The organism is Lentibacillus salicampi (assembly GCF_004565465.1).
Lineage (GTDB): Bacteria > Bacillota > Bacilli > Bacillales > Amphibacillaceae > Lentibacillus > Lentibacillus salicampi.
Genome location: NZ_SRHY01000014.1, coordinates 31,143 through 45,467, shown reverse-complemented (window position 1 = coordinate 45,467; position 14,325 = coordinate 31,143). Strand labels below are relative to the sequence as shown.

The following is a 14,325-nucleotide window of genomic DNA, read 5'->3' as shown; positions in this document are numbered from 1 at the left end:
CTGTAGCGGGGCGGTACGGTGAAACGAAAAGTCATATTAGCCTGCTCCATATGTGGAAGCAGAAACTATACGACAAGCAAACATGCATCCAAACAGCCTGAACGATTGAAAATGCAAAAATACTGCAAAACATGTCATCAGCATACACTACACCGCGAAACAAAATAAAAACATTCTTCAGGCGGGGTCTGGAGGGGGACAAGCTGTGAAAATCACTAAATTCTTCAAGGATGTTTCAAGAGAAATGAAAAAGGTCAGCTGGCCAAAAGGCCGTGAGCTGACAAGCTACACTGTAACGGTACTGACAACAGTCGCATTTGTTGCCGTGTTTTTTGCTGTTATTGATCTTAGCATTTCCCAACTCTTAAATTTGTTTTTTTAACGCATTACTTGAATAACAAGCCCAGATTTATGCTATAATGGATTATAATATAATTTCGAATAAAAAACCCGGAGATGTCGGGTTTTTTAATATGCTTGAAAAAGTGGATAAGGGAGGGAAGGGCAAGTCAATTTGTCCTGTTCAGATGGAAAAAAACTGGTACGCAATCCATACGTATTCCGGTTATGAAAACAAGGTCAAAACAAACCTTGAAAAACGTGTTGACTCAATGGGTATGGAGGATAAAATCTTCCGTGTGCTCGTTCCGGAAGATGAAGAAACGGAAATCAAAAATGGCAAAAAAAAGGTCGTCAAAAAGAAATTTTTCCCTGGTTACGTTCTGGCGGAAATGGTGATGACGGATGATTCATGGTACGTGGTACGCAATACGCCTGGTGTTACCGGGTTTGTCGGGTCAAGCGGCCACGGGACGAAACCGACACCACTTCTGCCCGATGAAATGGAATTTGTCCTCAAACGGATGGGTGTGAATGACTCTGTCACACAAGTTGACTTTGAATTGAAAGAAAACGTACGGGTGATAGATGGGCCGTTCAGTGAATTCACAGGTACAATTGAACAAATTGACGCCGATAAACAGAAAATAAAAGTTCACGTGAATATGTTCGGACGTGAAACCCCAGTTGAATTGGAATTTGCACAGGTTGAAAAACTGTAGAGGAGAGCTGTTGAACAACAGTCTTGATAAAAATCGCAAACAAAACCTTGCATAATTTGAAAATACATGCTAAAATTCTTTTGTTATTGACGTCTCCGGAATTGATGGGAGATCTGTAACGTTTGAGTGGGAGGGCATCACCCTATTACCACATCACGGACTTTAAGGAGGTGTGTCTCGTGGCTAAAAAAGTAATTAAATTAGTAAAATTGCAAATCGAGGCCGGTAAAGCAAATCCAGCACCGCCGGTAGGACCGGCATTGGGCCAAGCTGGTGTAAATATCATGGGATTCTGTAAGGAATTTAATGCGCGTACGCAAGACCAGGCCGGTACAGTTATTCCGGTTGAGATTACGGTTTTTGAAGATCGTTCATTTACATTTATTACGAAAACCCCACCTGCCGCTGTTCTGTTGAAACAAGCAGCTGGTATTGATACGGCATCAGGTGAACCGAACCGTACGAAAGTTGCTTCGGTCAAACGCGATCAGGTACAGGAAATTGCAGAAACAAAAATGCCTGACTTGAACGCTGCTAATCTGGATGCGGCAGTACGTATGGTTGAAGGAACTGCACGCAGTATGGGCATTTCAATTGAAGATTAATGTGCATCAAACATGAATAGACACAGGTTGCGATAGATGGTCTGCCATATACGCAACTTTTTTCATGAAAAGTGCACTCACTGGCGCTTAGGTCCACAGAAAGCACGTATTGCTGCCAGGTTATGGGATAGCGCCGGGAGGCATTTTTCGAGTGGGAGGTCTTACCGCTAAAAACCACAATCTGAGGAGGAAGTAAAATGGCAAAAAGAAGCAAACGATATCAGGAAGCTTCCAAGCTTATTGATCGTTCAAAAGCATATGAATCCGACGAAGCGGTTGCTTTGTTGAAAGAAACGGCCAAAGCAAATTTTGATGAAACAGTTGAAGCTGCATTCCGTCTGGGGGTTGACCCTAAAAAAGCTGATCAGCAGATCCGCGGCGCGATGGTGCTGCCGCACGGAACAGGCAAGACACAGCGCGTACTGGTTTTTGCAAAAGGTGATAAGGCAACGGAAGCTGAAAACGCCGGTGCGGATTATGTCGGAGAACAGGACCTTATTAACCAAATCAACCAGGGCTGGTTTGATTTCGATGTGGTCGTGGCAACACCAGACATGATGGCTGAAGTTGGTAAACTTGGACGGGTGCTTGGACCTAAAGGCTTAATGCCGAATCCGAAAACCGGCACCGTCACATTCGAAGTCGAAAAAGCCGTTAATGAGATTAAAGCTGGTAAGGTGGAATATCGCGTTGACAAATCCGCTAATATTCATGTACCGCTTGGAAAAATCTCATTTGATAATGAAAAACTGGTAGAGAACTTTGCAGCGATTGCCGATACTCTTGTAAAAGCAAAGCCACAGGCGTCCAAAGGTGTTTACATGCGTAATGCTTCGATTACATCTACAATGGGGCCTGGAATCAGAGTAGACATTTCCGGTTATCGCGGCTAACATGCTGCCATAGAATTTGAGGATCTTATTCAGGCTTCCCGGTTGACTTTTTATGAGTATCCGTGTAGAATAAGTTTCGTTAAAACATGAATACGTTATGCCGTAGACAGCAGGTGCGATTAATCGCTTAATGTCCTGCCGAGGTGTTTGATTGCAAATGGATTATTCGAATGGATTCCCATTTGTCATACAAGCCTCCATGTCTCAATGGAGGCTTTCTTAATAATGCGTGTTCAAAAAGGAGGATAAAAAGGGCCGGGAAGTTCGAGGTGGCTTAGTTTCGAGCAGCGGAATGTATGCATTTAGATACATGAGCATAAGTAATGCTTCACTGAATCTGCATCGCACGCAGGAAAAGCGATTTTCTTTTCCAAGCAGCGGAGAAACAAGCCAACAAAGAATTTCGATGTGTCATTTTTACCGGACTTTTTGAACTACCTCTAATGGATACGGTATGATGATGAATATAAAACAGGAGGTGGAATGATGGCCAATAACACGATTATCGAGCAAAAAAAGCAGCTTGTTCAGGAAATTGCTGATAAGTTCCGCGATAGTCAGTCAACGATGCTGGTCGATTACCGCGGGCTGGATGTAGCCGAGGCAAACGAATTGCGTAATCAATTGCGTGAAGCTAACGTTGAATTTAAAGTTTATAAAAATACGATGACACGCCGGGCGGTGGAAGCTGCCGAATTAAATGATCTGTCTGATACACTGGTTGGCCCGACGGCAGTGGCATTCAGTAAGGATGACGTCGTAGCGCCGGCTAAAATCTTGAACAACTTTTCCAAAGAGCACGAAGCGTTGGAAATTAAAGGCGGCGTTATTGAAGGCGAAATTGCAACGCTCGAACAAATCAAAGAACTTGCAGACCTGCCAAATTACGAAGGTATGGTATCAATGCTTCTCAGCGTACTGCAGGCACCTGTCCGTAATCTGGCGTACGCAGCACAGGCTGTTGCAGATCAGAAGGAAGAACAGGGCGCGTAAACTCAATCCGGTATGTCGGATGATTAAATAAAAAAATGGAGGAATCACAATGGATAATCAGCAAATTATTGATGCGGTTAAAGAAATGTCTGTTTTGGAATTAAATGATTTAGTGAAAGCAATTGAAGAAGAATTTGGCGTTACCGCTGCAGCACCGGTTGCAGTTGCAGGCGGAGACGGTGGTGGAGAAGCTGCCGAAGAGCAAACTGAATTTGATGTAGAGCTGCAGGATGCTGGTGCTTCTAAAATTAAAGTTGTTAAAGCAGTCCGCGAAATCACTGGTCTTGGCTTGAAAGATGCAAAAGACCTAGTAGATAACGCGCCAAAAGCTGTTAAAGAAGGCGCAACAAAAGAAGAAGCCGAAGAAATTAAAGGCCAGCTGGAAGAAGCAGGCGCAACTGTAGAACTTAAGTAAGTTTGGTCATATTCGTAAACTTCATTCAGCAAGGTGTTTTTGCTGCTGAATGTTCGTTTTGGGATAAGGAGCTCGTCGGTATTGCGGCGGGCTCTCTATCTATTTTTCCTACACGCAAAGCAGGTGTCTTAATGTCTGAGCATTACTATTCACAAAACCCTCAATCTAAGAGTTCACCCAGGAAGTGGTATTACCAGCTGAGAGGCAAAAATTTTACCTTCGAAAGCGACTATGGCGTTTTCTCAAAGCATGAAGTTGATTACGGATCGCGTCTGCTGATCGAACGTTTTGAAGCCCCCCTTGTTCCTGGCGGCCTTCTTGACCTTGGTTGCGGTTATGGCCCTATTGGACTTGCCATTGCTGATAGTTATAAGGGGCGCGGCGTTATGTTGACAGACATCAATGAACGGGCTATCTCTCTGGCCAAAAAGAATGCGCAGCATAACGGTGTGACGAACGTTGAATTTGCATTAAGCGACCGATTTAGTAATCTAAGCGGCCGGCAGTTTGCAGCCATCTTGACCAATCCTCCGATTCGCGCGGGCAAAAAGACAGTTCATCAAATGTTTGAGGACAGTAAAAACAACTTGCTGGCGGATGGACAGTTGTGGGTGGTCATTCAGAAGAAACAGGGCGCACCATCCGCAATGGATAAATTGAAAGATTTATTTGGTAGTGTTAACGTAATGGATCGCAGTAAAGGGTATTATATATTGATGGCAAAAAAATGATTGACCTTATAGATTACTTATGGTAGTATGTTTAAATGCTAACATGGGACTTCTTTTGTCGTAACGTCAGAAAGTATACGTTATGGAATGGCCTTGTAAGAAAAACGACTCATTCACTAAAGAACGAGTGAATACGTGTTTTTTTAAAGAGAAGATTTCATTAAATAATAAACGTATAATTCACTGGTAATCGGGGACACTGGTAGAATCGACCAAAATGAGAAAAATTTTATTGGTTCTTTCCCTTCTTAATGGTAAGATATTAAGTTCATTGCCGGTGTTAACATATGTTTCTGCAGGTTCTGGACTGCGGAATTCATGCGACATTTTAAAATGTGTGTTCAAAAAGGAGGACTATAGTGCAACTTCATTTAATAGCGGACTTTTTGAACAACAACTCAGACAGTAGTACTCGTGCTATTGTTATTTTGTATCTTTTATCATGGATTTAAAACGGCTGGTATCATGAGTGTTATATCAGTTTGTTTTTCTAAATATATGAGCCATTTTTCACAGCAGCAACAGGGTGGTTAATTTTTGAAAAATGCTTGATTTAAGGGGTGAAGCTGTTGACAGGTCAACTAGTTCAGTACGGACGGCATCGCCAGCGCAGGAGCTATGCACGTATTAGCGAAGTGTTGGAACTGCCAAATCTAATCGAAATTCAAACCGCTTCCTATGATTGGTTTTTAAGGGAAGGCTTAAGGGAGATGTTTCAGGATATTTCCCCAATTGAGGATTTCGCGGGCAACCTATCACTGGAGTTCATTGATTATAGTCTTGGTGAACCCAAATATCCTGTCGATGAATCGAAGGATCGGGATGTCACCTATAATGCCCCGCTCCGTGTGAAGGTTCGCCTGATCAATAATGAGACAGGTGAGGTGAAAGAGCAGGAAGTGTTTATGGGAGACTTTCCTCTCATGACGGACACGGGTACATTTATTATTAATGGTGCCGAACGTGTCATTGTTTCCCAGCTTGTACGCTCACCAAGTGTCTATTACAACGAAAAGTATGATAAGAATGGCAAGCGCGGTGTGACAGCAACCGTTATTCCGAACCGTGGTGCATGGCTCGAGTTTGAAACGGATGCCAAAGATGTTGCCTACGTCAGAATTGACCGTACACGTAAATTACCGATCACGGTACTTTTACGTGCGCTTGGATTTAGCACAGACCAGGAAATCATCGACCTTCTTGGTGAAAATGAATACCTGAAGAATACCCTTGAAAAAGATAACACAGAAACAACTGACAAAGCGCTACTGGAAATCTATGAACGTCTGCGCCCAGGTGAACCACCAACCGTTGAAAACGCCAGAAGCTTAATGGTGTCACGCTTTTTTGACCCAAGAAGATATGACTTGGCACATGTTGGGCGGTATAAAATAAATAAAAAATTGAACATTAAAAACCGTTTGTTCAACCAAACATTGGCTGAGCCGATTGTCGACCCTGAGACCGGAGAGGTTCTGGCTCAAAAAGGCGACAAATTGGAACGTAAACTGCTTAATAAGATCATTCCTTATCTGGAAAATCAGGAGGATATGCTTGGCGAAAAACACGTTGAACTAAGCGACGGAGTTTTGGATGAACCGATTCGTCTGCAATCCATCAAAATCATTGACCCTACCGACCCTGATGGCGAGCGTGAACTGAACGTTATCGGTAATGCTGGTGTTGACAGAGCTATTAAACATATAACGCCTGCAGACATTCTATCAGCCGTCAGTCATTTCTTTAATTTATTACATCGTGTCGGGGGGACGGATGACATTGATCATCTGGGTAACCGGCGTCTGCGTTCTGTCGGGGAATTGCTGCAAAACCAGTTCCGAATCGGACTTTCCCGCATGGAACGTGTGGTGCGCGAACGGATGTCCATTCAGGATACATCAAGTATTACACCACAGCAGCTGATTAATATCCGTCCTGTTATTGCATCAATCAAGGAATTTTTCGGAAGCTCGCAGCTATCACAGTTTATGGATCAGACGAACCCGCTAGGTGAGTTAACCCATAAACGACGTCTATCCGCGCTTGGACCCGGAGGTTTGACACGTGAACGCGCCGGATTTGAAGTGCGTGACGTTCACTATTCACACTATGGCCGTATGTGTCCGATCGAGACACCTGAAGGACCGAACATTGGCTTGATTAACTCATTATCCAGTTATGCGAAAGTCAATGAATTCGGGTTTATTGAAACACCTTATCGACGCGTTGATCCGGAAACCGGTAAAGTAACCGGAGCAACGGATTATCTGACAGCGGATGAAGAGGATAACTATATTGTCGCACAGGCGAACGCCACCTTAAACGAGGATGGTACCTTTGAACAAGAAGAGGTCATTGCACGTTTTCGGGGTGACAACACGGTTGTGCCACGCGAAAAAATAGATTACATGGACGTATCACCAAAACAGGTTGTTTCCGCTGCAACAGCATGTATCCCATTTCTGGAAAATGATGACTCCAACCGTGCGCTGATGGGTGCGAACATGCAACGGCAGGCAGTACCGCTGATGGAGCCTCAAGCACCAATTGTCGGAACCGGAATGGAGTATGTGTCTGGTAAAGATTCGGGTGCTGCTATCATTTGCCGGAATGATGGAATTGTGGAGCATGTAGAAGCCAAGGAAGTCCGTATCCGTCGCATTTCCGAAGTGGATGGAAAAGAAGTGAAAGGCGACCTGGATGTTTATCGCATGCAGAAATATATCCGCTCAAACCAGGGGACGTGTTATAATCAGCGTCCAATTGTCGCGAAAGGTGATCGCGTAACGAAAGGTGAAATCCTGGCTGACGGGCCATCGATGGAAGATGGCGAATTGGCATTGGGCCGTAATGCACTCGTTGGTTTCATGACCTGGGAAGGTTATAACTATGAGGACGCGGTCATAATGAGTGAGCGTATGGTGAAAGACGATGACTTTACGTCCATTCATATTGAGGAATATGAATCAGAATCCCGTGATACAAAGCTCGGACCCGAGGAAATAACTAGAGATATCCCAAACGTCGGCGAGGACGCCCTGAAAAACCTTAATGAAGATGGCATTATTCGCATTGGTGCAGAAGTGTCGGATGGCGATATCCTGGTTGGGAAGGTAACGCCTAAAGGGGTAACTGAATTATCTGCTGAAGAGCGGCTGCTTCATGCCATTTTCGGCGAGAAGGCACGGGAAGTCCGTGACACGTCTCTGAAAGTGCCACATGGGGCTGGCGGGATTGTGTTGGAAGTTAAGATATTCAACCGGGAAGACGGTGATGAATTGCCACCCGGTGTGAACCAGCTGGTACGTGTTTATATCGTTCAGAAACGGAAAATTTCAGAAGGGGATAAAATGGCGGGGAGACACGGCAACAAAGGTGTTATTTCCAAGATTTTGCCTGAAGAAGATATGCCGTTTTTGCCTGATGGAACACCAATTGACATTATGCTGAACCCATTGGGTGTGCCATCGCGTATGAATATCGGACAGGTGTTCGAATTGCATTTGGGCATGGCAGCAAGAGAGCTCGGCTTGCATGTGGCGACACCGGTATTTGATGGTGCCAACGAAGAAGATGTATTCGAAACATTGCAGGAGGCAGGTATGGCGCGGGATGCCAAATCAATCCTTTATGACGGCCGTACAGGTGAGCCGTTTGACAACCGTGTCTCTGTCGGTGTCATGTATATGATTAAATTGGCACACATGGTCGACGACAAGCTGCACGCCCGTTCAACCGGACCGTATTCACTAGTAACGCAGCAGCCATTGGGTGGTAAAGCACAATTTGGTGGTCAGCGTTTTGGCGAAATGGAGGTCTGGGCCTTGGAAGCATACGGTGCTGCCTATACACTTCAAGAAATCCTGACAGTCAAATCGGATGATGTTGTCGGACGTGTCAAAGCCTATGAATCAATCGTTAAAGGTGATAATGTGACAGAGCCCGGCGTACCTGAATCGTTTAAAGTGCTGATTAAGGAACTTCAGAGTCTTGGAATGGATGTCAAAATGCTATCCAGTGACGAGTCGGAAATCGAAATGCGCGAATTGGAAGATGAAGAAACACAGGCAGCAGGCAAATTAAACCTTGAAGCTGAAGGCAATTAAATAGAGGCGCTTTTTAGAAATCGGATCAGGTGAAATCGGAACACAAATAAGGGAGGTAGACCCTTGCTGGATGTAAATAATTTTGAGTATATGAAAATCGGGTTAGCTTCATCAGAAAAAATTCGCTCATGGTCCCATGGTGAGGTCAAAAAGCCAGAGACCATTAACTACCGTACATTAAAGCCGGAGAAAGACGGTCTGTTTTGCGAACGGATTTTTGGACCGCAAAAGGACTGGGAATGTCATTGCGGAAAATATAAACGGGTGCGTTACAAAGGTGTCGTCTGTGATCGTTGCGGTGTAGAAGTGACCAAAGCAAAAGTCCGCCGTGAACGCATGGGTCATATTGAATTGGCTGCCCCTGTATCACACATTTGGTATTTTAAAGGGATTCCGAGCCGCATGGGTCTTGTACTGGATATGTCCCCTCGCGCCTTGGAAGAAGTCATTTATTTTGCTGCCTACATTGTGACGGAGACAGGCGATACCCCGCTGGAAAAGAAACAGCTTCTATCTGAAAAAGAATATCGTGCCTATTACGAGAAATATGGTGCCACCTTCAAAGCCCAAATGGGTGCTGAAGCCATCCGCAAGCTTTTGCATGATATTGATCTTGAAAAAGAAGTTGAAACACTGAAAGAGGAATTAAAAACAGCACATGGCCAGCGCCGTACACGTGCGATCAAACGTCTGGAAGTATTGGAGTCATTCCGTAATTCTGGTAATGATACATCCTGGATGGTTCTTGATGTGCTGCCGGTCATTCCACCGGAGATTCGCCCGATGGTCCAGCTTGACGGCGGACGGTTTGCAACATCGGATCTGAACGATTTGTATCGTCGTGTCATCAACCGTAATAATCGCCTGAAGCGCCTGCTCGACCTTGGGGCACCAAGTATCATCGTTCAAAACGAAAAACGTATGCTGCAGGAATCGGTCGATGCACTAATCGATAATGGACGTCGTGGGCGCCCTGTTACAGGCCCCGGGAATCGTCCGTTAAAATCCCTGTCACACATGCTGAAGGGGAAACAGGGCCGTTTCCGCCAGAACTTGCTTGGTAAACGAGTCGATTATTCCGGACGTTCGGTTATCGTTGTCGGTCCTAGTCTGAAGATGTATCAGTGCGGGCTTCCAAAGGAAATGGCATTGGAATTATTCAAACCGTTTATTATGAAAGAGCTTGTTGAAAAAGGGTTTGCTCACAATATCAAATCAGCCAAACGTAAAATCGAACGGGTTCACCCGGAAGTATGGGACGTACTGGAAGAAGTGATTAAAGAGCACCCGGTTCTGTTAAATCGTGCACCAACATTGCACCGTTTGGGAATTCAGGCGTTCGAACCCATCCTGGTGGAAGGGCGTGCCATCCGTTTGCACCCGCTGGTCTGCACGGCGTATAACGCGGACTTTGATGGTGACCAGATGGCCGTACACGTACCGCTTTCAGCAGAAGCGCAGGCAGAAGCGCGTGTTCTGATGCTGGCTGCTCAGAACATTCTTAACCCGAAAGATGGTAAACCGGTTGTTACACCATCACAGGATATGGTTTTAGGGAACTATTACCTGACATTGGAACGTGAACATGCGATTGGTGAAGGAAGTCGGTTCAAAGATACGAGTGAAGCGCTTCTTGCTTATCAAAACGGTTATGTTCATCTGCATTCCCGGGTTGCTGTCAAGGCATCAAGTCTTAACAAGAAGTCCTTTACGGCAGAACAGCAAGAGCAAATGCTTTTGACAACGATCGGGAAACTGATTTTCAACGAGATTCTGCCGGATTCGTTCCCATACATCAATGAACCGACAACCTATAATCTCGAAATTGAAACACCAGCAAAATATTTTGTTGAACAGGGAACAGATATTGCTGAGGAAATTAAACAGCGTGATATCATAGCACCTTTCAAGAAAGGGATACTGGGTGATATCATTGCCGAAGTGTTTAAACGGTTTAAAATAACTGAGACGTCAAAAATGCTTGACCGCATGAAGGACCTTGGATTCAGTTATTCAACAAAAGCAGGTATGACTGTTGGTGTCTCTGACATCGTTGTCCTGAAAGAAAAAGAAGAGATCCTTGATGGGGCGCAGAATAAAGTGGATAAAGTCTTAAAACAGTTCAGGCGCGGCCTGATTACGGATGATGAGCGGTATGACCGGGTCATCGCTATTTGGTCACAAGCCAAAGACGATATTCAAGAACGTCTGATGGAATCACTGGATCATCGGAACCCAATCTTTATGATGAGTGATTCCGGTGCAAGAGGTAATGCTTCCAACTTCACACAACTTGCCGGTATGCGTGGTCTGATGGCCAATCCAGCAGGTGAGATTATGGAATTGCCGATTAAATCGAGCTTCCGTGAAGGACTGACGGTTTTGGAATACTTTATTTCCACACACGGTGCCCGAAAAGGTCTCGCCGATACAGCACTGAAAACAGCTGACTCAGGTTACCTGACTCGCCGGCTCGTTGATGTAGCTCAGGATGTTATTATCCGTGAGGACGATTGTGGCACAGACCGAGGCTTGACGGTATCAGCGTTAACAGACGGTCAGGAAATGATTGAGCCGTTGCTGGATCGTTTAATCGGCCGGACAGCATTCGAAAATGTTCGTCATCCGGAAACCGGTGAAACGATTGTTGAGAAAAATGCCGTTATGTCGGAAGACCAGGCTAAACAAATCGTTGAATCAGGCGTTGAAGAGGTCATTATCCGATCTGCATTTACATGTAACACCAAACATGGTGTCTGCAAGAAATGTTATGGCCGTAATCTGGCTACTGGTGATGAGGTTGAAGTTGGTGAAGCAGTTGGTATTATTGCTGCACAATCCATCGGTGAACCTGGTACACAGCTGACGATGCGTACCTTCCACACTGGCGGTGTTGCAGGTGACGATATCACCCAAGGTTTGCCGCGTATTCAAGAGTTGTTCGAAGCGCGCAATCCAAAAGGTCAGGCAGTCATCAGTGAAATTTTTGGTACTGTTAGAGAAATAAAAGAAGTGAAAGATAAACAGGAAATTGTCATTCAGGGTGACGTTGAAGAGCGCAGTTATCCTGTCCCTTACAATGCACGCATGAAAGTGTCTGAAGGTGATGATGTGATTGCCGGTCAGGAACTTACAGAAGGTTCCGTTGACCCTAAAGACCTCTTGCGTGTGCAGGGAATCGATGGTGTCCAGCAATATCTGCTGCGTGAAGTGCAAAAGGTTTACCGCATGCAGGGTGTTGAAATTGGTGATAAGCACGTTGAGGTAATGGTGCGGCAAATGATGCGCAAAATCCGTGTTGTTGAATCAGGAGATACGGATGAGCTTCCCGGATCACTGCTTGAAATTCACCAGTTCAGGGATGCAAACCGATCCGTTCTGCTGGAAGGTAAGCAACCGGCAATCGGCCAGCCCATCCTGCTGGGTATTACAAAAGCATCGCTGGAAACTGATTCCTTCTTATCTGCTGCATCCTTCCAGGAAACAACACGTGTGCTGACGGATGCCGCTATCAAAGGTAAACGTGACGAATTGATGGGACTTAAAGAAAATGTGATTATCGGTAAACTGGTTCCAGCCGGTACTGGTATCGAGCGCTATCGGAGGCTTGAAACATCAGTGGACGAACCGGAAGAAACAGTCGACGAGCCGGAAGGAACAGAACCGGTAGAAAACACACTTTCATAAACAAGTATTTTAAGGTGGAAGCACCCAAAAAACAACTGAAAATAACGTTGACATTCCCTGTCAGGAATGGTAATATATCCAGGGTGCTTCCGATTATACTTGTTACTTTGGAGGATATACGGATGTCTTATGAAAAAGTGACCCGGTTTCGATCAAAATTGATAATCGGAACGAAACAGACACTTAAAGCAATCAGACATGGAACTGTAAGTGAAGTGTTTATTGCTGATGATGCGAACCGGCAGATTACACAGAAGGTTGAAAGTCTGGCTCACGAGATGAGTGTTCCCTGCCATCGTGTGGATTCCATGCAAAAGTTGGGTGCTGCTTGTGGTATCGAGGTCGGCGCATCAACTGTTGCAGTAAAACAATAAAGGTTTTGGCGATTCTATCGCGAAGACTTTGTTTTTTGCGAAAAAATGAACCACCTGGATATGTGGTATTATAACAACCGTTATGGGTGGTTATCCGTGTATCAATTTATTCAACAATAAGAGAGGAGGAAAATGTAATGCCTACTATTAATCAACTGGTACGCAAAGGCCGTGTCAGCAAGCCAAAAAAGTATGATTCACCTGCACTGAATAAAGGCTACAATAGTTTCAAAAAACAATTTACGGATGAAAATGCCCCGCAAAAACGTGGCGTGTGCACCCGTGTTGGAACATTGACACCTAAGAAACCGAACTCTGCATTGCGTAAATATGCACGTGTCCGTTTGTCAAACAACATGGAAGTAACAGCATACATTCCGGGTATTGGCCACAACCTGCAGGAACACAGTGTCGTACTGCTTCGCGGTGGACGTGTCAAAGACTTGCCAGGTGTCCGTTATCACATTGTACGCGGTGCGCTTGACACTGCTGGTGTAGAAGGCCGTGCACAAGGTCGTTCCAAATACGGAACCAAAAAACCTAAAGCTAAGAAATAATTCTATTGCTTTATAAGTGTGTGTTCAAAACGATGATAAAAAGACCGAAAAGTTAGAGGCTGCGCAATTTCGCGGATAGGATGTATGCATTTGGATACATGAGCATGAGTAATGCTTCGCTGAATCTACATTGCACGCAGGAAAAGCGGTTATCTTTTTCCAGGAACGAAAAAGTAAGCTAACGAGCTTCCACAGGATGTGGTGACTTCTGCGTTGCCCACAGGACGTGGGCGCTTTTAGCAGAAGATCTCATTCCGATGTCATTTTCACCGGACTTTTTGAACGCCCTTTATAAATTCAGTGAAAGGAGGGGGACATATGCCACGTAAAGGACCAGTACCTAAACGTGATGTTTTACCCGACCCGCTATACAATTCAAAACTGGTAACACGTTTGATCAATCAGATTATGATACATGGTAAACGGGGTAAAGCACAAAAGATTCTCTATAATGCATTTTCGCTAGTCTCGGAAAGAAGCGGACAGAATGCAATGGAGGTTTTTGAACAAGCTATGAAAAATGTCATGCCTGTTCTGGAAGTGCGTGCACGCCGTGTTGGTGGTTCGAACTACCAGGTGCCAATGGAAGTGCGCCCAGAACGTCGTCAGGCATTGGGACTGCGCTATATTGTAAATTATTCACGTCTCCGTGGAGAAAAAACAATGGAAGAGCGTCTTGCCAATGAAATTATGGATGCTTCAAATAATACCGGGGCTTCCGTTAAACGACGCGAAGAATTACACAAGATGGCAGAGGCAAACAAAGCATTTGCCCACTATCGCTGGTAATTTTAAAGCGGAAGCGCCCGTTTAGCGACGTATGGGCTGGACTGAGCCATAGGAGATAAAGGAAACACGGCGACCAAAGGAAGGCGATGTTGACTTACAGCGGATGTTCGACTA

Annotated in this window: 13 protein-coding genes and 1 other annotated feature; all 13 genes read left to right on the top strand. The window is 45.0% G+C overall.

Annotation, left to right across the window (positions count from 1 at the left end; translation table 11 throughout):
* Positions 1-18: 18 nt before the first annotated feature.
* The 13 genes from rpmG to rpsG all read left to right on the top strand — a co-directional run bounded on the left by rpmG (position 19) and on the right by rpsG (position 14,211).
* Positions 19-168 carry a 50S ribosomal protein L33 gene (gene rpmG, locus E4U82_RS10105; RefSeq protein WP_135110076.1) on the top strand — a complete coding sequence of 50 codons (150 nt, stop codon included), beginning with the start codon at positions 19-21 and terminating at the stop codon, positions 166-168.
* A 43-nt stretch (positions 169-211) separates the two neighbouring features.
* Complete coding sequence (gene secE / locus E4U82_RS10100) at positions 212-382, top strand: preprotein translocase subunit SecE (protein ID WP_135110091.1); 171 nt, start codon at positions 212-214, stop codon at positions 380-382.
* A 145-nt stretch (positions 383-527) separates the two neighbouring features.
* On the top strand, positions 528-1,061 hold the full coding sequence (nusG, locus tag E4U82_RS10095; protein WP_135110090.1) for a transcription termination/antitermination protein NusG: 534 nt from the start codon (positions 528-530) through the stop codon (positions 1,059-1,061).
* Between the two features lie 179 nt (positions 1,062-1,240).
* On the top strand, positions 1,241-1,666 hold the full coding sequence (gene rplK / locus E4U82_RS10090; RefSeq protein ID WP_167751377.1) for a 50S ribosomal protein L11: 426 nt from the start codon (positions 1,241-1,243) through the stop codon (positions 1,664-1,666).
* Between the two features lie 197 nt (positions 1,667-1,863).
* Positions 1,864-2,559: a 50S ribosomal protein L1 gene (gene rplA, locus E4U82_RS10085; protein WP_135110074.1), complete on the top strand. Its 696-nt coding sequence runs from the start codon at positions 1,864-1,866 to the stop codon at positions 2,557-2,559.
* 82 nt (positions 2,560-2,641) lie between these two features.
* Positions 2,642-2,789 (top strand) — a sequence feature (ribosomal protein L10 leader region).
* Positions 2,790-3,045: 256 nt separating this feature from the next.
* On the top strand, positions 3,046-3,552 hold the full coding sequence (rplJ, locus tag E4U82_RS10080; protein WP_135110073.1) for a 50S ribosomal protein L10: 507 nt from the start codon (positions 3,046-3,048) through the stop codon (positions 3,550-3,552).
* A 49-nt stretch (positions 3,553-3,601) separates the two neighbouring features.
* Positions 3,602-3,967: a 50S ribosomal protein L7/L12 gene (gene rplL, locus E4U82_RS10075; protein ID WP_135110072.1), complete on the top strand. Its 366-nt coding sequence runs from the start codon at positions 3,602-3,604 to the stop codon at positions 3,965-3,967.
* Positions 3,968-4,098: 131 nt separating this feature from the next.
* Positions 4,099-4,698 carry a class I SAM-dependent methyltransferase gene (locus E4U82_RS10070; RefSeq protein WP_135110071.1) on the top strand — a complete coding sequence of 200 codons (600 nt, stop codon included), beginning with the start codon at positions 4,099-4,101 and terminating at the stop codon, positions 4,696-4,698.
* Between the two features lie 569 nt (positions 4,699-5,267).
* Positions 5,268-8,804, top strand: a complete 3,537-nt coding sequence (gene rpoB, locus E4U82_RS10065) for a DNA-directed RNA polymerase subunit beta (protein ID WP_135110070.1) — start codon at positions 5,268-5,270, stop codon at positions 8,802-8,804.
* Between the two features lie 90 nt (positions 8,805-8,894).
* Complete coding sequence (rpoC, locus tag E4U82_RS10060; RefSeq protein WP_425339518.1) at positions 8,895-12,491, top strand: DNA-directed RNA polymerase subunit beta'; 3,597 nt, start codon at positions 8,895-8,897, stop codon at positions 12,489-12,491.
* A gap of 122 nt (positions 12,492-12,613) precedes the next feature.
* Positions 12,614-12,865, top strand: a complete 252-nt coding sequence (locus E4U82_RS10055) for a 50S ribosomal protein L7ae-like protein (protein WP_135110068.1) — start codon at positions 12,614-12,616, stop codon at positions 12,863-12,865.
* A 137-nt stretch (positions 12,866-13,002) separates the two neighbouring features.
* Positions 13,003-13,422 (top strand): 30S ribosomal protein S12, encoded by a 420-nt coding sequence (gene rpsL, locus E4U82_RS10050; protein ID WP_135110067.1) that lies wholly within the window; start codon positions 13,003-13,005, stop codon positions 13,420-13,422.
* Positions 13,423-13,740: 318 nt separating this feature from the next.
* Complete coding sequence (rpsG, locus tag E4U82_RS10045) at positions 13,741-14,211, top strand: 30S ribosomal protein S7 (RefSeq protein WP_135110066.1); 471 nt, start codon at positions 13,741-13,743, stop codon at positions 14,209-14,211.
* Positions 14,212-14,325 lie beyond the last annotated feature (114 nt).